Source organism: Serratia sp. BIGb0234, from assembly GCF_024809915.1.
In the GTDB taxonomy this organism is placed as follows: domain Bacteria; phylum Pseudomonadota; class Gammaproteobacteria; order Enterobacterales; family Enterobacteriaceae; genus Serratia; species Serratia liquefaciens.
The window spans coordinates 653,001-678,058 of the sequence record NZ_JANUEI010000001.1 but is presented as its reverse complement, the minus strand read 5'-3'; the positions used below and the strand labels follow the sequence as shown (position 1 = coordinate 678,058).

Genomic DNA, 25,058 nt, shown 5'->3' with positions numbered 1-25,058 from the left:
CCGTGTGACTGGCATTTTTTATTCGCTGATTATTCGCGTGCCAGCGCGTCAATCGGGTTAAGCCGCGCCGCGCTGCGGGCCGGAAGATAACCGAACACCACGCCGATAGCGGTGGAACAGACAAACGCACTCAACAGGGCCGCCGGAGGGAAGCTGATTTGCCAACCCGGCAACACCAACTGCACCAACAGGCCGATGGCAAAGGACAGCGTAATCCCCAAAGCACCGCCGACCAGACACACCAGCACCGCTTCAATCAGAAACTGCTGTAGTACGTCGCCGGAGCGTGCCCCCACCGCCATGCGGATGCCTATCTCACGCGTGCGCTCCGTCACCGATACCAACATGATGTTCATCACGCCGATACCGCCGACCACCAGTGATATCACCGCCACCAGCGTCAAAAACAGCTGCAGCGTACGCGTAGTTTTTTCTGCGGTCTGCACCAGGCTGTCCATATTATAGGTGAAGACGTCTTTCTTGCCGTGGAGCAGCGTCAGCAAGCGCGTCAGCTGTTGCTCCGCCTCCTGGCTGTTGTAACCATCACGAATGCGCACGGTAATCGAATCAAAATAGGCGTTCCCCATCAGCCGATTGGCCATGGTGCTGTAGGGCACCCAGACGTTCAGCGTCTTGCTGCTGCCGAACATAGATTGCTTTTCCTTCGCTACCCCCACTACCGTCGCCGGCATATTGCCCACCAGGATCACCCGGCCTACCACCTCTTTCTGATTCGGGAACAGGCGGCGCTGGGTATTGGCGTCGATCACCACCGTCTGCGACTGTGATTGCACCTGCAGTTGATCAATGCCGACGCCCTCAGTAAAGGTCATGCCGTACACGCGGAAAAACTGTTCGCTGACGCCGTTAACGTTGGCTGCAACATCAACGTTACCCAGCCGCAGCCGCATACTGCTGGCGATGCTGGGCGACAATGCGCTGACGTAAGGCTGCTCGCGCAACGCGGCAAGATCGTCGTACTTCAATGCCTGGCGGAAAGTCGGATCGTCGTCACCAAAGTCCTTGCCGGGATAGATATCTACCGTATTGGTGCCGATGGATTTGATATCTGCCAGCACCATCTGTTTGGCTGCGTCGCCGATCACCAGGATCGAAACCACCGAGGCGATGCCGATAATAATACCGAGCATGGTCAGCGCAGTGCGCATCTTACTTGCCGCCATTGCCCGCCAGGCCATCACCAAGGCTTCGCGGAAACGTCCGATAGTTTGCTGCCAGGACGGCGCCGGCGTAACCATCTCCAACGGTTTGGCGTTCGGGTTGCTCTGCCCATCAGGGCGTGAATCGGCAATGATTTCGCCGTCGCGGATTTCAATGATCCGCTCAGCCTGCTGGGCCACGGCCGGATCGTGGGTCACGATAATCACCGTATGCCCCTGCTCGCGCAGCTGCTTGAGGATGGTCATCACCTCTTCACCGGAATGGCTGTCGAGGGCACCTGTCGGTTCATCCGCCAGGATCACCTGACCGCCATTCATCAGCGCACGAGCGATACTGACCCGCTGCTGCTGACCGCCGGAAAGCTGGCTAGGTCGGTAACTGACGCGCTCACTTAGCCCCAGGCGCTGTAACAGCGCCACCGCACGCTCACGTCGTGCTGCCTTGCCCAGCCCGGCATATACCGCAGGCACTTCGACGTTATGCGCCGCGCTCAAATGCGGCAACAAATGATACCGCTGGAAAATAAAGCCGAAATGTTCACGCCGCAGCCGTGCCAACGCGTCGCTATCGAGCGTCGCCACGTCCTGCCCGGCCACCCGATACACGCCGGCGCTGGGCTTATCCAGGCAGCCGAGAATATTCATCAGCGTCGATTTACCGGAGCCAGAGGCGCCCATAATGGCCACCATCTCACCGGCCTCGATGCTCAGGCTCACGTTCTTCAGCACTGCCACCGTCTGATCGCCCGACTGATAGCTACGGCTGATGCCTCTCAGTTCCAACAATGCGGCCATTAGAGAGGCTCCGCGCCGCCGCGGCTGACGATCACTTCGTCGCCGATATTCAGTCCGCTGAGGATTTGCACGTCAATATTATTACGCAGGCCAATCGCCACTTCGCGCTTTTCCTCCTTGCCCTGCTTGAGGATCGAAACCTGATAGCGGTTATCCGCGATTTGATCGCCCAGGGCCGCCAAAGGGATAATTTGCGCCTGATTGACCCCCGCCAGTTGAATATGCACCTGCGCCGTCATTTGCAAACGCAGTAACCCCTCGGGGTTCGGCACTTCAAAGCGCGCGTAGTAGAAGATAGCGTTATTGACCTTTTCCGGCGTTGGTTGGATATCTTTCAGCACGCCATCAAAGCGTCGATTAGGATCGCCCAGTACGGTAAACCAGGCTTTTTGCCCCGGCTTCAGGCTGATAACGTCCGCTTCCGACACCTGGGCTTTTACCAACATGGTGCTGAGATCTGCCAGCGTCAAAATATTCGGCGCCTGTTGCGCCGCGATCACCGTCTGGCCTTGCAGCGTGGTGATTTGCACCACGTCGCCATCCATCGGCGCTTCAATGCGGGTAAAAGCCAGATTGATTTTTGCCGTGTCCAGGCTGGCCTGGTTTTTGGCGATTTGCGCATGAATGGTGCCTACCTGCGCCTTCTTCACTGCCAGCTGTGTGGCGGCCTGATCCAGATCCTGACGCGAGACGGCTTGCAGTTTGGCCAAAGCCTGATTGCGCTGCAGCGTAACCGCCGCCAGCTGTTGTTCCGCTTGCGCCTGCTGTAACTGGGCATGGAGCTCACGCAGCGTCGCTTCGCCCTCGCGGATGCTGTTTTTCGCCTGTTGCGGATCAATCACGCCGAGCAACTGGCCTTTCTTCACCCGGTCGCCAATTTCGACGTACAGGCTTTCCAACTGCCCGCTGACCTGCGCACCTACGTCCACCTTGCGAACCGCGTCGAGCTGACCGGTCGCCAGTACGTTTTGCTGCAGACTGCCCAGGGTGACCTTCACCGTTTTAAACTGGGTTGGCGTCGGGTGCCCAAAGTGCCAGACCGCCGGCACAGCGATTACCGCCGCTACGATCAGCGCGATTATCCAGCGTCGTTTGTGTCCTTTAAACCACGTCAAAATAGGTTCCTGCCTGTTGCAATTCATACTGCCAATAGCGGCAGCGGGGCTAAATTATCACGCACGGTGCGGAATAACTAAACCTTAGCTCAACACAATGTGGAGACACGCTTGGTTACAGTTGGGCATTGACCTCTCGTTTAGTGAAGCCTTGATGAAATAGCACCATTCAATACAGTCAAGGATTTCATCATGTCACAGCTCAGCTACCCACTCGTATCTGCACGTCCGCTTAACAGCTGGCAACTGATGACGGCGCTGATCAATGGCGAAAAGACGCCGAGTAAAGCCTGGAAAAAAACGTCATTCCGCTTGAAGTTTATCGGCCGTTCGTTATTTTGCTGGCGCACCACCAGCGGCCTGCTCAGCACGCTGGCGTCCAATCCCCTGCTGGATGAGATCCTGAACGCGCAACCCAATCTGCCGTGCAAACTGCATCGTCCGTATCTGGCAGCCAACATGAGTAAAATCGAGTGCTTATTTGCCCTGCGCGACCACTACGATCTCAGCACCCAACGCATGCCAATGAAAATGCTGCTCGGTCATCTGAAAAAGCCTTTTGTGCTCGCCAGCGCCGAAGGCAAGAGTGGCGCCGCGGTGTCACTCGAACTGGCGGCCATCGACAACCTGAACAAGGAAGGCGAAGCCACCCTGCTGCTGCGTAACGCCAACGGTATTATGTTGGCGGAAATCACTTTTTCGCTGATGCACTATCAGCAGAAACCGACGCTGTTTATCGGCGGGTTACAGGGAGCTAATCATCAGGTACCGCATGCTGAAATCCAGCAGGCCACCAAGGAGTGTCACGGATTGTTCCCCAAACGCCTGGCACTGGAAGGAATTTGCGCTCTGGCCCACCATTTGGGCATTCAGCAAATCGTGGCGGTCGGCAACGCCACCCATATCTACCAGAACTGGCGTTATCACAGTAAAAAGAAAGACAAGCTGCATGCCGACTACGATCAGTTTTGGGTATCCATGGGCGGCCAGATGCTTGAAAGCGGCTATTTTTTATTGCCGAAGAGCATCACCCGCAAACCGATAGAAGAAGTGGCCAGCAAGAAACGCGCTGAATACCGCCGTCGCTATCAACTGCTGGACCAGTTGGAACTGGGAATGGCAGAGCACTTTCGTGCCCAGTCCCGTTTTACTTCGGTCTAATCGGCGCGGCCACGCGCCAGCCAGGTCACACGCGAAAACATTTTCTTCAGCAGTGGCGGCACCGAGTCCGTGCCCCACTGGCCGGCTTGCATCGCTACTTCGATCGCCAAATCGGGTTTCGAGGAGTGATGCACCGCCTTGAGGATCACCTTACGCACCGGCATCTGCGTATTCTTCGGCACCGAGGCCACCCGGTAGTAGACCGGGCTGAAGCCTTCGCGGAACATAAAATGCTCCATATCCGGTGCCGGTAACGCGGTCAGTCGGTCACGCTCGTTATCGTCGTGGTTATCCAACATGCTGCGTACGGTATTGGCGTACTTTTTCCCCGCTTCATCACCGTCCACCAAAGCATGCCATTCAATGCCCATGCGACGGGCGAACTTCAGCAAAGGTTTTAATCCGCATTGGGCGAACTCGATCACGCGTACGCCCTCTGCCTCAAAGTGATATCCGCACTGGCGCGCCAGCTCGCTCAACAGCCAGACCTCGGTCTCGCCTTCCACCAGCAACCAGCAGCGGGCAAACAGCGAAGATGGCCGATTAAAACGAATATGAAAAGCAATGCGGCGCCCATCCTCCGGGCTCAGCCCACGCGGTCCCAGGCGGTAAGTGGCGACGCGCCCGGACTCACGCACCAACCGACAAACATGCTCTACCGGCACCAGCGACACCAGTTCACTGGAGTTGGTGGTGGTGATCCGTTGCAACGGCAACTGGTTAAGCAGCCCCCAGGCCACCGACAGCATAATCGGATGCAGACGGGTTTCCGGGTCTTCCACCAGCAGCAGCGGCCGGGCGTGCGGATCCAGCTTGATGCTGCCCTTGGCCTGCAGCAGCGTAGAAAACATTCCCAGCAAGATAAGCCGCATGCTACGGCTGTTAGGTTCTGCCACCATACGGTTGATGCTGTCCAGGGAGCGCCATGCCTGCTGATCCTGATCTTGATCCAACCGTTGCCGACGCGGCCGGGAGACCTGCGAACCCTGCTCGGCAAAGTAATGCTCCAGCAGTTGCTGCATTGCTGCCAACCCCTGCCGCAGCTCGGCGTTAGTCAGCTTTTGCGGGTTGCGTACCAACTCTCGCGTCAACTGATCCAACTGCTGGGACAGGGCCTTATTGTCAGCCGGGTTTTCATCGTTCAACGTGCTGGGCCGCAGACGGCGGATGAAACGCGCATCGCGCAGGCGCAATACCGGATGGATGCGAATAATGGCATGTGCCAGTTGCTCAATATGATGCAACTGCATCGCGTTACCGTCGGCATCCAGGAAGCCGCGCCAGGTACAAACCGTGCCGTCATCGGCCAGTTCGCCTTCACAGCGGTAATAAATTCGGTTGAGGTTATCTTCGCCTTTGACCCACAGCGGCGAAAGGTGGCGGTAACGGGGGAGATGAGCATGGCCGATGTCTTTCTCACAGAAGGTAAAGACCACCTGTAAATGCCGTTCTTTGGCCTCTTCCTCGCCAGGAGGGAAATGAAAGTCATGCCCTTCAAAACGGTACAGCTTTTGCTCCGGCGCCAGCAGCAGGGTCAAGGCGTCCAACAAGCTGGATTTACCCCAGGCGTTTTCACCCAGCAGCAGCGTGTTGTCGTCCAACATCAGCGACAGCCGGTTAATGCCGCGAAAACCTGCAATCTCGATACGCTCTAAGAACATCTGTCGCCTCCCGTGCGCGCTGCCACCGTCCTTAATGGGGTGACCTTCTCTGAGCATGGTCAAAAAACCCCTTGCAGGTCAAGAGGACGACGTCAAATCTGCCGCTTTACTCCAGTCGCCGTTTTGGTTAGCGTGTGGGGCCTCGCCGGTCATCTTGGCGCCATCTGCCGAACAAAGGACGTAAGCTTCACCATGTATTCAGGACTGCTGATTATTCTCTTACCGCTGATTGCCGGTTACCTGGTTCCATTACGCAGCAGAACGTTACTGCAAACCATTAACCGTCTGCTGAGCTGGATGGTTTACGTGATCCTGTTTTTCATGGGTATCAGCCTGGCGTTTTTGGAGGATCTGAGCAGTAATCTGGTGCTGATTTTCCAGTATGCCTCGGTGTTCTTCCTGTGCATTCTCGCTGCCAGCCTGCTGATGCTGGCGCTGCTGGAACATAAAATGCCGTGGCGGAACAGCCATAAACAGGAAAAGCTGCCCTCGCGCCTGCATATGGCGCTGGAATCGCTCAAACTCTGCGGTGTGGTACTCGGCGGCTTCCTGCTCGGCCTGACCCAGTGGCAATGGTTGCAGTTTGCCAATAAAGGCAGCGAATACGCGTTAATTTTCCTGCTGTTGCTGGTCGGCATCCAATTGCGCAACAGCGGCATGACCCTGCGCCAAATCGTGCTTAACCGACGCGGCATGATGGTGGCCGTGGTGGTGACGGTCAGTGCGCTGGCCGGCGGTGCGCTGGCAGCGCAGCTGCTGGGGTTGCCGATCAAAGCCGGGCTGGCCATGGCCTCCGGTTTTGGCTGGTATTCGCTCTCTGGCATTCTGATCACCGATGCCTACGGTCCGGTATTGGGCAGCGCAGCCTTCTTTAACGATCTGACACGCGAGCTGGTGGCGATTATGCTGATCCCAAGCCTGGTACGACGCAGCCGTTCCTCTGCGCTGGGCCTGTGCGGTGCCACCTCCATGGACTTTACCCTGCCGGTATTGCAACGCAGCGGCGGGTTGGAAATGGTGCCACCGGCGATTGTGCATGGCTTCCTGCTAAGCCTGCTGGCACCGGTACTGATCGCCCTGTTCTCCTGACCTCTTTTCCGGGGGCACCGCCCCCGGAAAGCGTAATAATTCCCATCCGCACAGCGAAATTGCGCTAAATCAAACTTCCCTTTGGTTACGCCATAAAAACCTTTTTAAGCCTCGGTTGCCGATCTATGCTCTTAAACAAGCATTTTAAATGCAACTTTAAAAAAGGAAGCGATTATGTTCTGTGTGCAATGTGAACAAACCATTCGTACCCCGGCAGGCAACGGCTGCTCTTATGCCCAGGGCATGTGTGGTAAAACGGCGGAAACTTCGGACCTGCAGGATCTGCTGGTAGCGGCATTACAAGGGCTGTCAGCCTGGGCTCTGCAGGCACGGGCTCTCGGGATCGTCGATCATGATATCGACAGTTTTGCCCCGCGCGCCTTCTTCTCCACCCTGACCAACGTCAACTTCGATTCTGACCGCATCATCGGTTATGCACGCGAAACTATCACCCTGCGCGAATCACTGGCGGCACGTTGCCGCCTGCTGGATGCCGGCGTAAGCGTCGATCATCCACTAGCCACGTTGCAGTTGGCCGGTGACGATATGCCTACACTGCTGCAACAGGCGGCTCAGTTCGCTCTGAATACCGATAAAGCCGAGGTCGGCGACGACGTGCACGGCCTGCGCATGCTCTGCCTGTACGGCCTGAAAGGCGCGGCGGCCTATATGGAGCACGCCCACGTATTGGGTCAATATGACGACCAGATTTACGCCGACTATCACGCCTTTATGGCCTGGCTCGGCACCCAGCCGCGTGATGTGGATACCCTGCTCAACAACGCGATGGGCATCGGCAAGATGAACTTCAACGTGATGGCCATTCTCGACCACGGTGAAACGCAGGCCTATGGCGATCCGCTGCCCAGCGCGGTAAATGTCCGTCCGGTGGCGGGTAAAGCCATTTTGATCTCCGGTCACGATCTGAAAGATCTGCGCATGTTGCTCGAGCAAACAGAAGGGCAGGACGTGAATGTCTATACCCACGGCGAAATGTTGCCGGCACACGGCTACCCGGAGCTGAAAAAATTCAAACATCTGGTGGGGAACTACGGCAGCGGCTGGCAGAACCAGCTGACCGAGTTTGCCAAATTCCCCGGTCCTATCGTGATGACCTCCAACTGCATTATCGATCCTAACGTCGGCAACTACGGCGATCGCATCTGGACGCGCAGCATCGTCGGCTGGCCGGGCGTCAACCATCTGGAAGGAGATGACTTCACCCAGGTGATCGACCAGGCACAAGGCATGAAGGGGTTCCCGTATACCGAAATCGAACATATGATCACCGTCGGCTTTGGCCGCCAGACGCTGCTCAACGCTGCCGATACGGTGATCGATTTGGTGGCGCAAAAGAAACTGCGTCACGTCTTCCTGGTGGGTGGCTGTGACGGCAGCCGCGATGAACGCAGCTATTTCACCGATTTTGCCCGCAGCGTCCCGCAAGACTGCCTGATCATGACGTTGGCCTGCGGCAAATACCGCTTCAACAAGCTGGATTTCGGCACCCTGGAAGGCTTGCCGCGCCTGCTGGATGTCGGCCAGTGCAACGACGCCTATTCTGCCATCATGCTGGCGGTCAAACTCGCCGATACGCTCGGTTGTACCGTCAACGAACTGCCACTCAGCCTGGTCCTGTCTTGGTTTGAACAGAAAGCGATCGTCATCCTGCTGACGCTGCTGTCGTTAGGGGTGAAAAATATTGTCACCGGCCCGACGGCACCGGGTTTCCTGACCGAGAACCTGATGGCGATCCTCAACGACAAGTTCGGCATGCGTCCGATTACTACCGTTGAGCAGGACCTGCACGCCCTGCTTGGTTGATCCCGTTTTTTGGGGCCGCAGATGCCGGCCCCTTTGCTTTTGAGGTGCCCTATGACCCAGCCCAGCCCACTTTGTCCTAACCGTATGCAGGTCCATTCGATCCAACAGGAAACCGCCGACGTCTGGACGTTAAACCTGATCTGCGACGTTTTTTACCCTTATCAAGCCGGCCAGTTTGCGCTGGTCAGCATTCGCAATAGCGAAGAGACGCTGCGCGCCTATACCTTGTCCTCTTCCCCCGGCCAAAGCCGTTTTCTCAGCATCAGCGTACGTTGCCTGCCGGACGGCATCGGCTCCCGTTGGCTGACGCGTGAGGTTAAACCCGGCAACACCCTGTGGCTGTCTGACGCCCAAGGCGAGTTCAGCTGTGAACAACACCCGGCCGACAGCTACCTGATGTTGGCTGCCGGCTGTGGCGTCACGCCAATCATCTCCATGTGTCGCTGGCTGGTGGCCAATCGTCCGGCCTGTGATGTCGCCGTAATCTTTAACGTACGCACCCCTGCCGATACCATTTTCGCCGAGCAGTGGCGCGAGCTTTGTGCCGCTCATCCGCAACTGCGGCTGACGCTGGTGGCCGAACAAGATATCCAGCCAGGGTATCTCAGCGGGCGGATCAGTGCCGAAGTGCTGCGCCAGGTCGCGCCGGATATCACCGAACGCAGGGTGATGACCTGCGGTCCTGCGCCTTATATGACCCAGGCGGAGCAACTGTGCCTGCAGCTTGGCGTGCCGGCTTCCCGCTTTCACAAAGAACAGTTTCATACCCCGGCGGAAACCGATAGCGGGCAAGGTGCAACTTTAATGCTGCGCTCCGCCCGGCCGTTGGGTGAATACCACGTCCCGGTAGGCAGCACGCTGCTGGCAGCGATGGAAGCCAACGCATTGCCGGTCAATGCGGCCTGTCGCGCCGGGGTATGCGGCTCGTGCAAAACGCGCATTCTCGAAGGCGACTACACCACCACCAGCAGCATGACGCTCACACCGGCTGAAATCGCCCAGGGCTATGTGCTGGCCTGCAGTTGCCAACTGCAGGGCGACGTTACCCTCGCCTGACGCTTACCGCCCCATCGCCAATGATGGGGCATTTATCGGCAAGCAGGCTTGGCACTCCCCTTCTACACTTTCCCGGTTGCGCGCTTTTATTACGTTCATCTGCTCAATAATCAATAAGCCATACCCGAGGAATTCAGACGATTGAAAATCAAGGGTATTTCTATCATGTTTGGGGGAAGTATGAAGCAAACCGTAGCCACGCTGATCGCCAAAACTCTGGAACAGGCCGGTGTGAAACGCATTTGGGGCGTCACCGGCGATTCACTTAACGGCCTCAGCGACAGCCTGCACCGTATGGGCACCATCGAATGGCTGGGTACGCGCCACGAAGAAGTCGCTGCCTTTGCCGCCGGTGCGGAAGCCCAGCTTACCGGCCAACTGGCGGTCTGCGCCGGATCTTGTGGGCCAGGTAACCTGCATCTGATCAACGGTCTGTTCGATTGTCACCGCAACCACGTACCGGTACTGGCCATTGCCGCCCATATTCCCTCCAGCGAGATTGGCAGCGGTTATTTCCAGGAAACTCACCCACAAGAACTGTTCCGCGAATGCAGCCACTACTGCGAGCTGGTTTCCAACCCGGAACAGCTGCCGCGGGTGCTGGAGATTGCCATGCGCAAAGCGATCCTCAATCGCGGGGTCTCGGTGATTGTGCTGCCGGGGGACGTGGCGCTGCGCATGGCACCGGAAGACGCCAGCATGGTGTGGCACACTCCGGCATTGCCGCTGGTGCAGCCCCCCATGAGCGAGTTGAACAAGCTGGCCGCAACCCTTAACAAGGCAAAAAATATTACGCTGATGTGCGGCAGCGGCTGTGCCGGTTCTCATGATGAAGTGGTCAAGCTGGCCGAACTGTTGCAGGCACCGGTGGTGCATGCTTTGCGCGGTAAAGAGCATATCGAGTGGGACAACCCCTATAGCGTCGGCATGACCGGTCTGATCGGTTTCTCTTCCGGCTATCACGCCATGATGAACGCCGATACCCTGGTGCTGCTCGGTACCCAGTTCCCGTACCGCGCCTTCTATCCTACCAACGCCAATATCATTCAGATCGACATCAACCCAGGCAGTATCGGGGCGCACTGCCCGGTCAATATGGCGCTGGTGGGCGACATCAACACCACCCTGACCGCCCTGCTGCCGCAGTTGGAACCCAAGAGCGACAGTGCCTTTCTCGACAAGGCCCTGGAGCACTACCGCAACGCGCGCAAAGATCTGGACGGCCTGGCCACCGCCAATGACGATCAGCCTATTCACCCGCAGTATCTGGCGCAACAGCTCAGCCAGTACGCCAGCGACGACGCCATCTTCACCTGCGACGTCGGCACGCCGACGGTATGGGCGGCCCGCTATCTGAAAATGAACGGCAAGCGCCGCCTGCTCGGTTCGTTCAACCACGGTTCGATGGCCAACGCCATGCCGCAGGCGATTGGCGCACAGGCAACCGAACCGAACAAGCAGGTGATAGCCATGTGCGGCGACGGCGGTTTCACTATGCTGATGGGCGACTTCCTGTCGTTGGCCCAGCTAAAACTGCCGGTCAAGATTGTGATCTTCAACAACAGCGTTTTGGGCTTCGTGGCCATGGAAATGAAGGCCGGGGGCTACCTGACCGACGGCACTGACCTGCATAACCCTGACTTTGCGGCGATAGCCAATGCCGCCGGCATCAAGGGCATTCGCGTGGAGAAAGCGTCGGATCTGGACGGCGCACTGCAGGAAATGCTGGCGCACCCCGGCCCGGCATTGCTCGATGTCGTCACCGCCAAGCAGGAACTGGCGATGCCGCCGCAGATCAAATTCGAGCAGGCCAAGGGCTTTAGCCTGTATATGCTGCGGGCGATCATCAACGGCCGCGGCGACGAAGTGGTCGAACTGGCAAAAACCAACTGGTTGCGTTAATGACCCACCCCGGGAACAACGATCGCTGTTCCCGGTATTTTTTCTCTTTTGTCATCAGAAAATCTGGCTATGATGAAAACCGCATTCTCTTTCACATTAGCTATCCCCAATAGATTTTAAGTTGCAGCCAACAACGCTGCGGCTTGAAAGATCAAGGGGATAAGGAATTTTTATGCTTATTGATCTACGCAGCGACACAGTAACCCGCCCCAGCGCCGCTATGCGTGAAGCCATGGCCCAGGCCGAAGTCGGTGATGACGTTTATGGCGATGACCCCACGGTCAACGCACTGGAAGCGGAAGCGGTTCGCCTGTCCGGTAAAGAGGCGGCGCTGTTCTTGCCAAGCGGCACCCAGGCAAACCTGGTAGCGCTGCTGAGCCATTGCCAGCGCGGTGACGAATACATCGTCGGCCAGCAGGCGCATAACTATAAATACGAAGCCGGCGGTGCCGCGGTACTGGGTAGCATCCAACCGCAGCCGATTGAAGCCAACCCGGACGGTACCCTGCCGCTGGACAAGGTCGCGGCGGCAATTAAACCCGATGATATTCACTTTGCCAGAACCCGTCTGCTGAGCCTGGAAAACACCATCAGCGGCCGCGTGTTACCGCTGGGGTACCTGCAACAGGCCTGGCAATTCAGCCGTGAACACAAGCTGGCACTGCATATCGACGGGGCGCGCATCTTCAACGCCGCAGTTGCGCTGAATGTGCCGCTGAAAGAGATCGTGCAGTATTGCGACACCTTCACCATTTGCCTGTCGAAAGGGCTGGGCGCACCGGTAGGCTCGTTGTTGTGCGGCAGCGAAGCCTTTATTCAGCAGGCGATACGCTGGCGCAAAATGACCGGCGGCGGCCTGCGTCAGGCCGGTATTCTGGCCGCCGCGGGACTCTATGCGCTGGAGCATAATGTCGAACGATTGCGGGAAGATCACGATAACGCCAAGTGGCTGGAGCAGCAGTTGCAAAACATTGGCGTGGAGATCGCCGAGCCGGGCGCGCAAACCAACGTGCTGTACCTGCGTCAGTCCCCTGAATTGGCGGCAAAACTGGGCCCCTGGATGCGCGAGCGCGGCGTGCTGATCAGCAGCGGGCCGCTGACGCGCATTTTGACCCACCTCGACGTCAGCCGTCAGGATTTACAGCACGTGGTCGATTTGTGGCAACAATTCCTCAAGCAGCACGCCTGATGCATGCCTCAACGGGGCGCTAACACGCCCCGTGTTTTAGAGGATCCAGCGGCCGTAAACCCAGTACCAGATCGCCAACGTCGCCACGACGTTCAACACCACGCTGAAGATAAACCAACTTTTGAACGGCTGTTTTTGAGTTTTGTGACGGAACAATTGCTGCGCAACGATCGCCCCAATCCAGCCACCCACCAGCCCGAACACCCATAGCGTGATTTCAGGCACCCGACGCCAACCCTTGCGCGCGGCCAGTTTATCGACACCGTACACCAATAACGTCAGCAGGTTAGCCAACAGCCACCACATCCAAATCGGATGCAGGAAAAATAAACTGGCGATCAGCGCCAGACCTAACAGGGCATAACAAACGGCATTGAGTTTCATATTTTTTCGGCTTAGCACAGACAAACGGTGCGTAGTGTGACGCTGCCTTAAGGTGGATGCAATGCCCGCATAACCACACAAAAAGTGCATTTAAACCCTGAGTTTGGCATGCTGTCATCGACTTCCACTGCATAAGGCAGCGCTAATGACACCTCAACGCGTATTGGTTCTTGGAGCCAGCGGCTATATTGGCCAGAACCTGATCCCCCACCTGATCGAACAGGGACACAGCATTACCGCCGCCGCGCGCCGCCTTGAATGGCTTCAGGAGCAGCATTGGCCGCAGGTCAACTGCCAGTACGTGGATGTCTACCAACCAGAAACCCTGACCGCCGCGCTGTGGGAGATCGACGCCGTTTATTATCTGATCCACGGTATGGGCGACGGTGATGACTTTATCGAAAAAGAACGCCAGGCGGCGGAGAATCTGCGCGATGCGCTACGCAACGCCAGCGTAAAACAGGTCATTTTTCTCGGTGCACTGCAGCCGGAAGGCGAGAGTTCACCGCACCTGGTGGCACGCAAGCTGACCGGGGAGATCTTGCGCCAGAGCGGCGTACCGGTCACCGAGCTGCGCGCCAGCATCATTGTCGGTCCCGGTTCGGCGGCCTTCGAAATTATGCGCGATATGGTCTACAACCTGCCGGTGCTAACCCCGCCGCGCTGGGTGCGTTCCAAATCTTCGCCGGTCGCGTTGGAAAATCTGCTGGTGTATCTGGCCGATCTGCTGGCGCACCCGGCGGAAGAAAACCGCATTTTTGACGTCGCCGGCCCGGAGTACATCAGTTATCAAACAATGTTTGAACGCTTCATTGCCATCAGCGGCAAAAAACGCTGGCTGATCCCCATACCCTTGCCCACCCGGTTTATCTCGGTATGGTTCATCAGCATGATCACCTCGGTGCCCACCTCGATCGCCAATGCGTTGATCCAGGGGTTGAACCACGATCTTCCCGCCGACGGTAAACCGCTACAGGCTCTGATCCCGCAGACGCTGCAAACCTTCGATCAGGCGGTGACAGCTACCCTGCGGCGCGAGGAAGAAGTGGTCGACTCCGCCGACTGGGGCTACGATCCGGAAGCACGAGCCCGCTGGCGACCAGGCTATGGCTTCTACCCGAAACAGGCGGGCTGTTCGCTGGAAACCCAGGCCTCCAGCCAGGCGCTGTGGCATACGGTGCAGCAACTGGGCGGGAAAGAGGGCTATTTTTACGCCAATATCCTGTGGAAAATCCGTGCCCGCATGGACGATATGATCGGCAATCGCGTGGTTTATGGCCGCCCCCAGCGTGAGACGTTGGCCATTGGCGACCTGGTCGATGGCTGGAAGGTCATCACCATTAAACCGCTGCGGCAGTTGGCGTTGCTGTTCGGCATGAAAGCGCCGGGGCTGGGCCGGCTGGTATTCACCATCAAAGATCATGGCGACCACCGCACCCTGGATGTGCGTGCCTGGTGGCACCCTGCCGGTTTTAGCGGACTGCTGTATTGGTTCGCCATGATGCCCGCTCACCTGTTCATTTTTCGCGGTATGGCGCGCCGTATCGCCAGGCTGGCCGAAGAGAACCCGCGCAATATGTCCTGACCATCGCTTATTTGTCGATCAACCGCACAGTTTACTGCTGCGGTTAGGGCCTTTCCGATTGCATAGCGCACGAAATAACGGAAGAATGGCATCTTATTTGCTGGAACGCCGCTGAAGGCAGTCAGCATTCTGATTTTTGGTGAGAATAGAGTTCGTTATGAAGGTATTGGTCACCGGTGCAACCAGTGGGTTAGGCCGTAACGCCGTTGAATATCTCCGCCGCCAGGGCATTAAAGTGCGTGCCACCGGCCGCAACCAGGCCATGGGCAGTCTGCTGGAAAAAATGGGCGCGGAATTCATTCATGCCGATCTCACCAACCTGATCTCATCGCAGGCCAAAGCCATGCTGGCCGACGTGGACGTGCTGTGGCACTGTTCCAGCTTCACCTCGCCATGGGGCACCGAAGAAGCCTTCGAACTGGCCAATGTGCGCGCTACCCGTCGTTTGGGCGAGTGGGCAGCGGCCTACGGCGTTTCGCAGTTTATCCATATCTCTTCGCCGGCGATCTACTTCGATTACCATCACCATCGCAACATTACCGAAGACTTCCGCCCCGCGCGCTATGCCAACGAGTTTGCGCGCAGCAAAGCCGCCGGTGAACAGGTGATCCAGCAGTTGGCGATGTCCAACCCGCAAACCCACTTCACCATCCTGCGCCCTCAGGGGTTGTTCGGGCCGCATGACAAAGTGATGCTGCCGCGCCTGTTGCAGATGATCAAACGCTACGGCAACCTGCTGCTGCCACGCGGCGGCGCGGCACTGGTGGACATGACCTATCTGGAAAACGCGGTGCACGCCATGTGGCTGGCCACCCAGAAAGAAAATACCCCATCCGGCCGCGCTTATAACATCACCAATCAGCAGCCACGTCAGTTGCACAGCGTGGTGCAGCAGTTAATTGACGAGTTGGGGATGAAGTGCCGGATCCGCTCTGTGCCCTATCCCATGCTCGATATGATGGCGCGCGGTATGGAGAAACTCGGCAGCAAAAGCGAGAAAGAGCCGGTACTGACCCACTATGGGGTCGCCAAGCTCAATTTTGATCTGACGCTGGACACCACTCGTGCCCAGCAGGAGTTGGATTACCGGCCGATAGTTTCGCTCGATGAAGGCATTTCCCGCACCGCTCGCTGGCTAAAAGAACACGGTAAACTGCACGGCCTTTAATTAGCGAGCTGCCCCGTACTTCAACAGCAAGGCATCAACGATCGCCTCCGTCTCCGCATCCGGCTCACCGCGATAATCGCTGGGCCGGAAATGCATCTGAAACGCCGCCAGCACGTTCTTCTGCTGCCTGACATCCCACCGAGCGTCAATACCATAACCGTAACGCGCCAGCTTTTCGATCAAGGGGGCCAGGGGCACGGCCGCCTGCTTGTCGCGGCCGGCCAGTAGCTTCTGCACCTGCTGCTCGTCCGGCCAGGCGCCAATACCGGCCTGCGCCAGTTGCCGCCAGGGGAATAACGGACCCGGGTCCTGTTTGCGTTGGGGCGCTATATCGCTGTGCCCCACTACGTCTGTCGGCTGAATGCCATAGCGTTGGATGATATCGCGGCTCAGCGGGATCAACAGGGCTATTTGCTGTGGCGTATAGGGCTGCCAATGGGTAAACAACAGGGTCCGGTTGAACCCGCGATTGACTATTTCAATCCCTATCGAGGTATCGTTCAGGTTGGTTCTGGCGCGCCAGGTGCTGGCCCCGGCATGCCATGCGCGCAGGGCTTCAGGCACCAGTTGAAACGCCACCGGTTTGCCCTGAACCAATGGCGGGTGCGCGGGCAGCAGATAGTGCGCGCTGACGTGTTCATCCGTCAGGGTTTTAAGCGAGGAATGGAAATCTTCTGCGGTGTAATGCATCACCAGAAAACGAATGCGCTGGTCTGCTCCCTGCGCCTGATGCAGGGTTTCCAACTGATAGTCGCCCCGGTCTATGGTGGTGCTTTGCGGTGCGCTTTGGCAGCCGGCAAGCAATGCGGCAACAAATATCCCTGGCCAAATTTTCACGAATCCCTCCTGCCGTCGAGCGGCTCAAATTTGTAACTCAAATTGATTAATCTGTATCCAATAATCAAGTTAATCAATAAATGATGACAGAGAGGCCAGATGTGCAAGTGAGTGTTGCGCCGCGCTGGCGGACTCCATGGCAGATGATAGCTTCATAGTATTACCTGCGCTGATAAAAGTGAGTCGCTCATGTTCAAGCTCAACCCTGTCGCCTGGCTGATCTGCATCGCCATGCTGCCGCTCAGCGGCTGTGACCAAAAAACGGTAGCTAATACCATGGGGGGAAGCGCGCCTGCTGTGGCCACGCCCGCGGCAGCATCAACCTATACGCCACTGAGTGCCGATCAATTGTATCAACTGGTCAGCCCGGTGGCGCTTTTTCCTGACAAACTGTTGGCGCAGGTGCTGGCCGGTGCGGGTTATCCCGATCAAATCAGCGCGGCGGATAACTGGCTGGCGCAAAACCGGGGGCTGCAACCGGCCGCGCTCACCGCAGCCGCTGGCGCTCAACCCTGGGACCCCAGCGTACGCGGTTTGGTACAATTTCCTGACGTGCTGGATCAGATGGCTAAAAATATTCCCTGGACCACCGCGCTGGGCAGCGCTTATCTCAACGACCCTACCGACGTGATGAACGCCATTCAGGTCATGCGCCAACGTGCCGCCGCCAAAGGCACGCTGAAAACGTCGCCGCAACAAAGGGTGGTCATCACGCCTGCAACCCGTTACGTGGAACCGCAACCCTATCCGCAAAGCGTCGTGGTTGCGCCAGCGCAAACCATTGTCATCGAACCCAGCCAACCGGATGTGGTTTACGTGCCGCGTTACGATCCCTGGGTGGCCTATGGCGAACCTGTCCCGGCCTACCCGAGCTATCACTATCAGAGTGCCTCAGGCTATAGCAGTGGCGATATGCTGGCGGCAGGCGTGATCAGTTTTGGCGTGGGCGTCGCGGTCGGGGCATTGATCAATCAGCATCATGACAACTGGCATAGCTGGGACGTGCGCTGGAATGATCGGCGTCAACCGGTGGTCTATAACAATGCGCCTTATATCTCGCACTCCACCACGGTGATTAACCGTGTCACCAATATCAACCAATACAATAATGTGAATCGCAGCACCACGGTGAATAACTATCACAATGCGCCAGTCAATCAGGTGCCGCATTTTGCCGCACCAACGCCTTATGCAGCCCCTAAGGTTGCCAACCTGCAACAGCCACATTTTACGCCGCCCGTCGCAGCCAATGAACGCCAGCCGATGACGGCGCCGAACTTTGCCCATGCAGCTACGCCAGCGCCCCATGCGATGACACCGGTCGCCCATGTTCAGCAGCCAATGACCCTGCCGAGTTTCGCTCATTCAACACCGGCAGCCGTGCGCCCGCACCCAGCGACAGTCACGGCCCCCGTTCATCAGGCCGAGATGCGACCGGCTCGTACGCCTGAACAACATCTACCGACACCTGTCAGCGTACAGCAAAGGGCGCAGTTGCCGGCCGTTAAACCTGTCGAACACGTCGCGCCCAAGGCTAACGTTATTCGCCCACAGCCGGTTCAACCACGGCCAAATGCCATGATGTCGCATAGCGCACCAACGCCGTTCCATCAGCCACAGATTCAACAGGCACAGCATCACCCTGCCCCAGCGGCCAAACCGCAGGAACATCGCCCGCTAAAAGTGGAAGAACACAAAGTAGGATAAACGAATGCCCCCGGCCTTGGCCGGGGGCAAAGAAAGGATTAGCGGCTGACTTTCACCGCGGTACCGCTGACGGTCACCATTAACATGCTGCTGTCTTTACCCACGGTTTCGTAATCGATATCAATGCCTACCACCGCATTGGCGCCCAATTCTTTCGCTTGCTCCTCCAACTCCCGGAAGGCAATCAGGCGCGCTTTACGCAGCTCTTTCTCATAAGCGCCCGAACGGCCGCCCACGATGTCGCGCACGCCGGCAAAAAAATCGCGGAAAATATTCGCGCCCAAAATGGCCTCGCCGGTGACAACGCCGCAGTACTCGGTAATAGTAAACCCTTCCAGGGTCGGGGTAGTGGAAAGCTGCATGAAAACTCCTTGCTTGATTGATTCATCGCACTTATCTGACCATTGATTTGGCATTATGTTCTGTATTGAAATGGCACGCAGTACGAATGCAAGGCCAGAAATCGCATTTATACTGTAGGCTAATGGTCTTCATGGTAGAGACTTTCACATAAGGTAATGAGATGAAAACAAAAACGATTGCGGCTGTTTTGCCCTTAGCGCTGTTACTGAGTGCCTGCACCACCGTCGAACCGGCATTCAAGGATATCGGCTCCCGTACCGGCGGTTGTGTGGAAGGCGGCCCGGATACGGTCGCACAGAAATTTTACGATCTGCGCCTGCAACAGGGCGCCGCTACCACCCTGCCCGACAGCAACCGTCTGGCGCAGTTGCAACCTTACCTGAGTAAAGTGCTGTATCAGGATCTGGTTACCGCCAACCAGAACCCGGGCAAACATCAGGTCACTGGCGATCTGTTTACCGGCAACGCGCAGGGACCGACCAGCGCCACCGTCGCCAGCGCTTCTACCATCCCGAATACCGACGCAAAAAATATTCCATTGCGCGTACAGCTCAGCTACCAGAAGGACGGCGGCAGCGCGGTCAACTGGCAGGATGAGGTGCTGATGGTGCGTGAAGGCACCTGTTGGGTGGTGGATGATATCCGCTATCTGAACGTGCCGCCGCATGCCGCCAGCGGGACGCTGCGTCAGGTATTGGAAAACCAGTAAGCTCACACGCCCCACCGTCATCTGCTTGATGCCGGTGGGTAAAAAAATGCCTTGATTCCGCTCAACATTCGTTCACTTTGAGAATTTTCGCTACATACCTCACAGCGTGCACGACAAATCCCCCCTTCGAACCTGACTCGCGGTATCTTGTGCTATTCTTTTACTATCCTGCCGCGCAGTAATAAATTTTAACGCACAAAGATTGCATAAGTATTCTGTGGAAGTTAACATTCGCGGCATCAATATCTATTCAATTCTGGCGCATGAGCATTCAACTTAACGGTATCAACTGCTATTACGGCGCACATCAGGCGCTGTTTGACATCACGCTGGATTGCCCAGCAGGGGAAACTTTAGTGCTGCTGGGTCCAAGCGGCGCGGGGAAAAGTTCATTGCTGCGGGTGCTGAACCTGCTGGAAATGCCGCGCTCGGGTCAGTTGCAGATCGCCGGCAATCAATTCGACTTCAAGCAGGCCCCTGGCGAGAAAGCCATTCGTGAGCTGCGTCAGAACGTCGGCATGGTATTCCAGCAATATAATCTCTGGCCTCACCTTACCGTGGTGCAAAACCTGATCGAAGCGCCGTGTCGCGTGCTTGGCCTGACCAAGGCTCAGGCGATGGAGCGTGCCGACAAGTTGCTGAAGCGTTTGCGCCTGACCGATTTTGCCGACCGTTTCCCGCTGCACCTTTCCGGCGGCCAGCAGCAACGCGTGGCCATTGCCCGTGCGCTGATGATGGAGCCGCAGGTACTGCTGTTCGACGAACCGACCGCCGCGCTGGATCCTGAAATCACCGCCCAAATCGTCAGCATCATTCGCGAGCTGGCCGGCACCGGGATCACCCAGGTGATCGTCACCCACGAAGTGGAAGTGGCGCGCAAAACCGCCAGCCGCGTGGTCTACATGGAAAACGGCCGCGTAGTGGAACAAGGCGATGCCAGCCACTTTGCGCAGCCGCAGACCACCGAGTTTGCCAATTACTTATCACACTAACAATTTTACTTGCTGTAATTTGGGGAGTTTGCGATGAAAAAACTAATAATCGCCGCCGTTCTGGCTGGCATCAGCGTTTCCGCCTCTGCAGCCGAAACGATCCGTTTCGCTACCGAAGCTTCTTATCCTCCGTTTGAATTTATTGACGCCGGCAACAAGATCCAGGGGTTTGACGTCGATCTGGCCAATGCCCTGTGTAAAGAGATGCAGGCCGAGTGCAGCTTCACCAATCAGGCTTTTGACAGCCTGATCCCAAGCCTGAAGTTCAAGCGTTTTGACGCGGTCATGGCCGGTATGGACATCACGCCTGAACGTGAAAAACAGGTGCTGTTTACCAAACCGTATTACGACAACTCCGCGCTGTTTGTCGCCCAGAAGGGCAAAGTTGCCGACGTAGCGGCGCTGAAAGGCAAAAAAGTGGGCGTGCAGAACGGTACGACACACCAGAAATACCTGACCGATAAGCACCCTGAAATCACCACCGTGCCTTACGACAGCTATCAGAACGCCATTTTGGATCTGAAGAATGGTCGCGTTGACGCGGTATTTGGTGACACCGCAGTGGTCAACGAATGGCTGAAACAGAATGCCGCTCTGGCCGCGGTAGGCGATAAGGTGACCGACAAAGACTACTTCGGTACCGGGCTCGGCATTGCCGTTCGCCAGAAAAATACCGATCTGCAGGGCAAGTTCAATGCCGCCCTCGACAAGATCAAACAGGATGGGACTTACGAAACCATCTACAAAAAATGGTTCCAGCAGTAATCTATCCCCATGAATGAAATTCAACCTCTAGCAAGCGCCGCCGGGATGACCGTCGGCCTTGCCGTTTGTGCCCTTATCCTCGGGTTGATCCTGGCGATGCTGTTTGCCGTCTGGGAGTCATCGCGCTGGAAAGTGGTCAGCTGGCTCGGCACCGCCTGGGTTACGCTGTTGCGCGGCCTGCCGGAAATTCTGGTGGTGCTGTTCATCTATTTCGGCTCATCACAGCTGCTTTTGATGCTGTCCGACGGCTTCACCCTGAACTTTGGCCTGTTCCAGCTGCCCGTCCAGCTGGCGATTGATAATTTTGAAGTCAGCCCGTTCCTGTGTGGCGTAATTGCCCTCGCCCTGCTCTATTCCGCCTATGCGTCACAAACATTGCGCGGGGCACTCAAAGCGGTGCCACAGGGGCAATGGGAATCCGGCCAGGCACTGGGGATGAGCACTGCAGCGATTTTCTTTCGCCTGATCATGCCGCAGATGTGGCGCCACGCCCTGCCAGGGCTGGGCAACCAGTGGCTGGTTTTACTGAAGGATACCGCGCTGGTGTCGCTGATCAGCGTTAACGATCTGATGCTGCAGACCAAGAGCATCGCCACTCGCACCCAGGAGCCTTTTACCTGGTATGTGATCGCGGCGGCCATCTATTTGGTGGTGACCCTGTTTAGCCAGTACATCATCAAACGCATTGAACTGCGCACCACGCGTTTTGAGCGGGGGCCAGCCTGATGTTTGAGTTCTTGCCGGAAATTATCAAAGGGCTGCACACCAGTCTGACGCTGACCGTTACCGCGCTGATCGTGGCACTGCTGCTGTCATTGGTGCTGACGGTGATCCTGACGCTGAAAACGCCGATCCTGACGCCGCTGGTGAAAATCTATATCACCCTGTTCACCGGTACGCCGCTGCTGGTGCAGATCTTCCTGATCTACTACGGCCCCGGCCAGTTCCCGGCGATCCGCGAATATCCGTGGTTGTGGGATCTGCTGTCGCAGCCGTGGCTGTGTGCGATGATCGCATTGGCGCTGAACAGCGCGGCCTACACTACCCAGCTGTTTTACGGTGCGGTGCGGGCGATCCCCGCCGGTCAGTGGCAATCTTGCGAAGCGCTTGGCATGTCGCGTGCCCAGTCGTTGCGTATCCTGCTGCCCTTTGCCTTCAAGCGTGCGCTGTCGTCTTACTCCAACGAAGTGGTGTTGGTGTTCAAGAGCACCTCGCTGGCCTACACCATTACCCTGATGGAAGTGATGGGATACAGCCAGCTGATGTATGGCCGTACCTATGACGTGATGGTGTTTGGTGCTGCCGGGTTGGTCTATCTGTGCGTCAACGGCCTGCTGACGTTGTTGATGCGCATGGTCGAGCGTCGGGCGCTGGCATTCGAGCGCCGCAACTGAGCCCGCTCCCTCAGGTCTCGGAGCCCTGCCATCGTGCAGGGCTTTTTTATTTTCGTTGTAATTTTTTAATCATTTATATTGCATATTAATGCATTAAATGTCAGGGTAAACGTCGATAAACAGCCGCCAAAACCTTTGGGTTATTGTCAGTAAAATCAAGCGGTGAAGAGATAAAAACACGCAGACTTGCAGACAGGAGCTTTACGCATGAAAAAACTATTACTTGCCGCTACGGTATTGGCGGGCATCGCCTTCAACGCCAGTGCAGCTGAGACCATTCGCTTCGCCTCTTCCGCCACCTATCCCCCCTTCGAATCGCTGGATGCCAGCAACAAGATTGTCGGGTTTGATATCGATCTGGCTACCGCGCTGTGCAAGCAAATGAAAGCCGAATGCACCTTTACCAACCAGGCGTTCGACAGCCTGATCGCCGCCCTGAAATTCAAAAAATACGACGCGGTGATTTCCGGTATGGACATCACGCCAGAGCGCAGCAAGCAGGTTTCCTTTACCCAGCCTTACTACGCCAACTCGGCGATCGTCATCGCGCAGAAAGGCAAATTCAGCTCGCTGGCGGATCTGAAAGGCAAAAAGATTGGCATGGAGAACGGCACCACCCATCAAAAATACATGCAGGATAAGCACCCGGAGATTAACACCGTTTCATACGACAGCTACCAGAACGCCATTCTCGAACTGAAAAATGGCCGTATTGACGGCGTGTTCGGTGATACCGCAGTGGTCAACGAGTGGCTGAAGAATAGCCCGCAATTGGCGCCGGTCGGCGAGCACGTTACCGATGCCCAATACTTCGGCACCGGCCTGGGCATTGCCGTGCGTCCGGACAACCAGGCGCTGCTGGCCAAGCTGAATGCCGCTCTGGACGCCATCAAGGCCGACGGCACCTACAAAGCCATCAACGACAAGTGGTTCCCGCAGTAAGATCTCTCCAGGGCGTGGTATGCACGCCCTATTTCAAACTGTATGCTTATTGCCCAAAACGCCTTTAGTGGCGTACCAGCAGAGTCAGCACTTCGTAGTGGGCGGTATGAGGGAACATATCGAACAGTTGCACGCGTTCAATGCGGTAATCCGGCAACATCTCAATGTCTTTCGCCATCGTCTCGGCGTTACAACTCGAATAGAGAATATAGCCGGGCGCCATCTGATTCAGATAGTCGCACAAATCCTTGCCGATGCCGCGCCGTGGCGGATTGACCAGCACTAATTGGGGGACGCTACCCTCAGCGGTGGCAAATTTCGTGGAATCCAGCGCCTGGAAGTTAACCTGTTGCAGACCGAGCGTTTTCGCTGACTGACGCGCACAGGCAATCGCCTCGGCGCTGATCTCAATACCGGTCAGGCGGGTATCCGTCTGCGCACAGTGCAGGCCAAATCCCCCCACACCGCAGAACAGATCCCACATGCTTTCAATACCCAATGCACGAACCCAGTCACGAGCGGTAGCGTACAGTTCAGCCGCCACCTTTGGGTTGGTCTGGAAAAAACTTTGTGGGCGGATATACAACGGCACCTGATTAAATTGCTCTTCCAGCGCCTGCTGTTCGGTCAGTGGGATCTCCAGCTCTCCTTCCATAATCGCCATATGCACCGGCTGAATATTGGCGGAGATCACCCTGAGTTGTGGCAATTGCTGCTGTAACCACGGCAACGCCGCTCGCAGCTGTGCCAATTTACTCTCCGAGCGCAGTACAAAGCGCAGCATCACGCCGCCGCTGTGGGTGCTTTCGGTCAACAGCAGATACTTCAGTTCCCCGCGCTTACGCGCCACGTTATAGGGCGTCAAACCGGCGCGGGCGATAAAACTTTTCAACACCGCGAACATGGGCGCAAAACTGGCGGGGTACAGTGGACAGCCACTCAGATCAACCGGCGTGCCATCGCGGTGCAGCATGCCCAGCAACGGGCGCTCTACGCTGCCGCTGACCACCATTTTGGCCTTATTGCGAAATGCGCCCTGCTCGCCAGCAATCGGCGCCAGCCAATGCGCGACGTCGCGTTCGGCCAGCAGGGATTGCAGGTGATGCTGTTTGTCTGTCAGCTGCTGCGGGTAAGGCTTTTCCAACCACTGACAAGAACGGCAGGTGCCCGCCGTATACAAGGCGCAATGCATTAAGTTGACTCTGAGTTCGGGGTGAATAATTAAGGGCGCAGAGTTTA

The 25,058-nt window shown here is 57.0% G+C and carries 22 protein-coding genes; 15 read left to right on the top strand and 7 right to left on the bottom strand.

Annotation, left to right across the window (positions count from 1 at the left end; all coding sequences use genetic code 11):
• Positions 1 to 29: 29 nt before the first annotated feature.
• Positions 30 to 1,976, bottom strand: a complete 1,947-nt coding sequence (gene macB, locus M2407_RS03350; protein ID WP_130015481.1) for a macrolide ABC transporter ATP-binding protein/permease MacB — start codon at positions 1,974 to 1,976, stop codon at positions 30 to 32.
• Positions 1,976 to 3,091, bottom strand: coding sequence for a macrolide transporter subunit MacA (gene macA, locus M2407_RS03345; protein WP_232807774.1), 1,116 nt, complete (start codon positions 3,089 to 3,091; stop codon positions 1,976 to 1,978). The genes macB and macA overlap by 1 nt, the downstream gene beginning before the upstream one ends.
• Positions 3,092 to 3,283: 192 nt before the next feature.
• Between macA and M2407_RS03340 the strand changes: the two genes are divergently transcribed.
• The gene (locus M2407_RS03340) at positions 3,284 to 4,252 is read left to right on the top strand and encodes a VirK/YbjX family protein (protein ID WP_217331000.1); all 969 of its coding nucleotides are present in this window, start codon (positions 3,284 to 3,286) and stop codon (positions 4,250 to 4,252) included.
• Here M2407_RS03340 and M2407_RS03335 read toward each other — a convergent pair.
• On the bottom strand, positions 4,249 to 5,913 hold the full coding sequence (locus M2407_RS03335; RefSeq protein WP_020826101.1) for an ATP-dependent endonuclease: 1,665 nt from the start codon (positions 5,911 to 5,913) through the stop codon (positions 4,249 to 4,251). The two genes, M2407_RS03340 and M2407_RS03335, sit on opposite strands and share 4 nt — an antisense overlap.
• 192 nt (positions 5,914 to 6,105) lie before the next feature.
• Between M2407_RS03335 and M2407_RS03330 the strand changes: the two genes are divergently transcribed.
• From M2407_RS03330 to ltaE, 5 genes are all read left to right on the top strand, one after another.
• Entirely contained in the window at positions 6,106 to 7,002 is an 897-nt protein-coding gene (locus M2407_RS03330) for a lysine exporter LysO family protein (protein WP_130015479.1), read from the top strand.
• Positions 7,003 to 7,176: 174 nt separating this feature from the next.
• Entirely contained in the window at positions 7,177 to 8,826 is a 1,650-nt protein-coding gene (gene hcp / locus M2407_RS03325) for a hydroxylamine reductase (protein ID WP_259216736.1), read from the top strand.
• A gap of 51 nt (positions 8,827 to 8,877) precedes the next feature.
• Positions 8,878 to 9,882, top strand: a complete 1,005-nt coding sequence (gene hcr, locus M2407_RS03320) for an NADH oxidoreductase (RefSeq protein ID WP_130015477.1) — start codon at positions 8,878 to 8,880, stop codon at positions 9,880 to 9,882.
• 180 nt (positions 9,883 to 10,062) lie between these two features.
• Complete coding sequence (gene poxB, locus M2407_RS03315) at positions 10,063 to 11,784, top strand: ubiquinone-dependent pyruvate dehydrogenase (RefSeq protein WP_020826097.1); 1,722 nt, start codon at positions 10,063 to 10,065, stop codon at positions 11,782 to 11,784.
• A gap of 172 nt (positions 11,785 to 11,956) precedes the next feature.
• Entirely contained in the window at positions 11,957 to 12,973 is a 1,017-nt protein-coding gene (ltaE, locus tag M2407_RS03310) for a low-specificity L-threonine aldolase (protein WP_130015476.1), read from the top strand.
• 36 nt (positions 12,974 to 13,009) lie between these two features.
• On the opposite strand, the gene M2407_RS03305 is transcribed toward ltaE, so the two are convergent.
• On the bottom strand, positions 13,010 to 13,357 hold the full coding sequence (locus M2407_RS03305) for a DUF1294 domain-containing protein (protein ID WP_048761815.1): 348 nt from the start codon (positions 13,355 to 13,357) through the stop codon (positions 13,010 to 13,012).
• Between the two features lie 145 nt (positions 13,358 to 13,502).
• On the opposite strand from M2407_RS03305, the gene M2407_RS03300 reads away from it, so the two are divergent.
• A complete protein-coding gene (locus M2407_RS03300; protein WP_020826094.1) occupies positions 13,503 to 14,942 on the top strand; it encodes a DUF2867 domain-containing protein in 1,440 nt (479 codons plus the stop codon).
• Positions 14,943 to 15,099: 157 nt separating this feature from the next.
• Positions 15,100 to 16,110: an NAD(P)-dependent oxidoreductase gene (locus M2407_RS03295; protein ID WP_020826093.1), complete on the top strand. Its 1,011-nt coding sequence runs from the start codon at positions 15,100 to 15,102 to the stop codon at positions 16,108 to 16,110.
• Here M2407_RS03295 and M2407_RS03290 read toward each other — a convergent pair whose 3' ends face one another.
• The gene (locus M2407_RS03290; protein WP_259216733.1) at positions 16,111 to 16,947 is read right to left on the bottom strand and encodes an N-acetylmuramoyl-L-alanine amidase; all 837 of its coding nucleotides are present in this window, start codon (positions 16,945 to 16,947) and stop codon (positions 16,111 to 16,113) included.
• A gap of 189 nt (positions 16,948 to 17,136) precedes the next feature.
• On the opposite strand from M2407_RS03290, the gene M2407_RS03285 reads away from it, so the two are divergent.
• Positions 17,137 to 18,654, top strand: coding sequence for a DUF3300 domain-containing protein (locus M2407_RS03285; RefSeq protein ID WP_201895546.1), 1,518 nt, complete (start codon positions 17,137 to 17,139; stop codon positions 18,652 to 18,654).
• A 38-nt stretch (positions 18,655 to 18,692) separates the two neighbouring features.
• Here M2407_RS03285 and M2407_RS03280 read toward each other — a convergent pair whose 3' ends face one another.
• Complete coding sequence (locus M2407_RS03280) at positions 18,693 to 19,016, bottom strand: heavy metal-binding domain-containing protein (protein WP_020826090.1); 324 nt, start codon at positions 19,014 to 19,016, stop codon at positions 18,693 to 18,695.
• A gap of 161 nt (positions 19,017 to 19,177) precedes the next feature.
• Between M2407_RS03280 and M2407_RS03275 the strand changes: the two genes are divergently transcribed.
• From M2407_RS03275 to artJ (M2407_RS03250), 6 genes are all read left to right on the top strand, one after another.
• Complete coding sequence (locus tag M2407_RS03275) at positions 19,178 to 19,726, top strand: lipoprotein (protein WP_020826089.1); 549 nt, start codon at positions 19,178 to 19,180, stop codon at positions 19,724 to 19,726.
• 263 nt (positions 19,727 to 19,989) lie between these two features.
• A complete protein-coding gene (gene artP / locus M2407_RS03270; protein ID WP_259216731.1) occupies positions 19,990 to 20,718 on the top strand; it encodes an arginine ABC transporter ATP-binding protein ArtP in 729 nt (242 codons plus the stop codon).
• A gap of 33 nt (positions 20,719 to 20,751) precedes the next feature.
• Entirely contained in the window at positions 20,752 to 21,483 is a 732-nt protein-coding gene (artJ, locus tag M2407_RS03265; protein ID WP_020826087.1) for an arginine ABC transporter substrate-binding protein, read from the top strand.
• A gap of 9 nt (positions 21,484 to 21,492) precedes the next feature.
• Complete coding sequence (gene artQ / locus M2407_RS03260) at positions 21,493 to 22,209, top strand: arginine ABC transporter permease ArtQ (protein ID WP_041414381.1); 717 nt, start codon at positions 21,493 to 21,495, stop codon at positions 22,207 to 22,209.
• On the top strand, positions 22,209 to 22,877 hold the full coding sequence (artM, locus tag M2407_RS03255; RefSeq protein WP_129940212.1) for an arginine ABC transporter permease ArtM: 669 nt from the start codon (positions 22,209 to 22,211) through the stop codon (positions 22,875 to 22,877). Before artQ ends, artM begins: the two co-directional genes overlap by 1 nt.
• 207 nt (positions 22,878 to 23,084) lie before the next feature.
• Positions 23,085 to 23,819, top strand: a complete 735-nt coding sequence (gene artJ, locus M2407_RS03250) for an arginine ABC transporter substrate-binding protein (RefSeq protein ID WP_116690833.1) — start codon at positions 23,085 to 23,087, stop codon at positions 23,817 to 23,819.
• Positions 23,820 to 23,883: 64 nt separating this feature from the next.
• On the opposite strand, the gene rlmC is transcribed toward artJ (M2407_RS03250), so the two are convergent.
• A complete protein-coding gene (gene rlmC / locus M2407_RS03245) occupies positions 23,884 to 25,011 on the bottom strand; it encodes a 23S rRNA (uracil(747)-C(5))-methyltransferase RlmC (RefSeq protein ID WP_130015472.1) in 1,128 nt (375 codons plus the stop codon).
• Between the last annotated feature and the right edge of the window lie 47 nt (positions 25,012 to 25,058).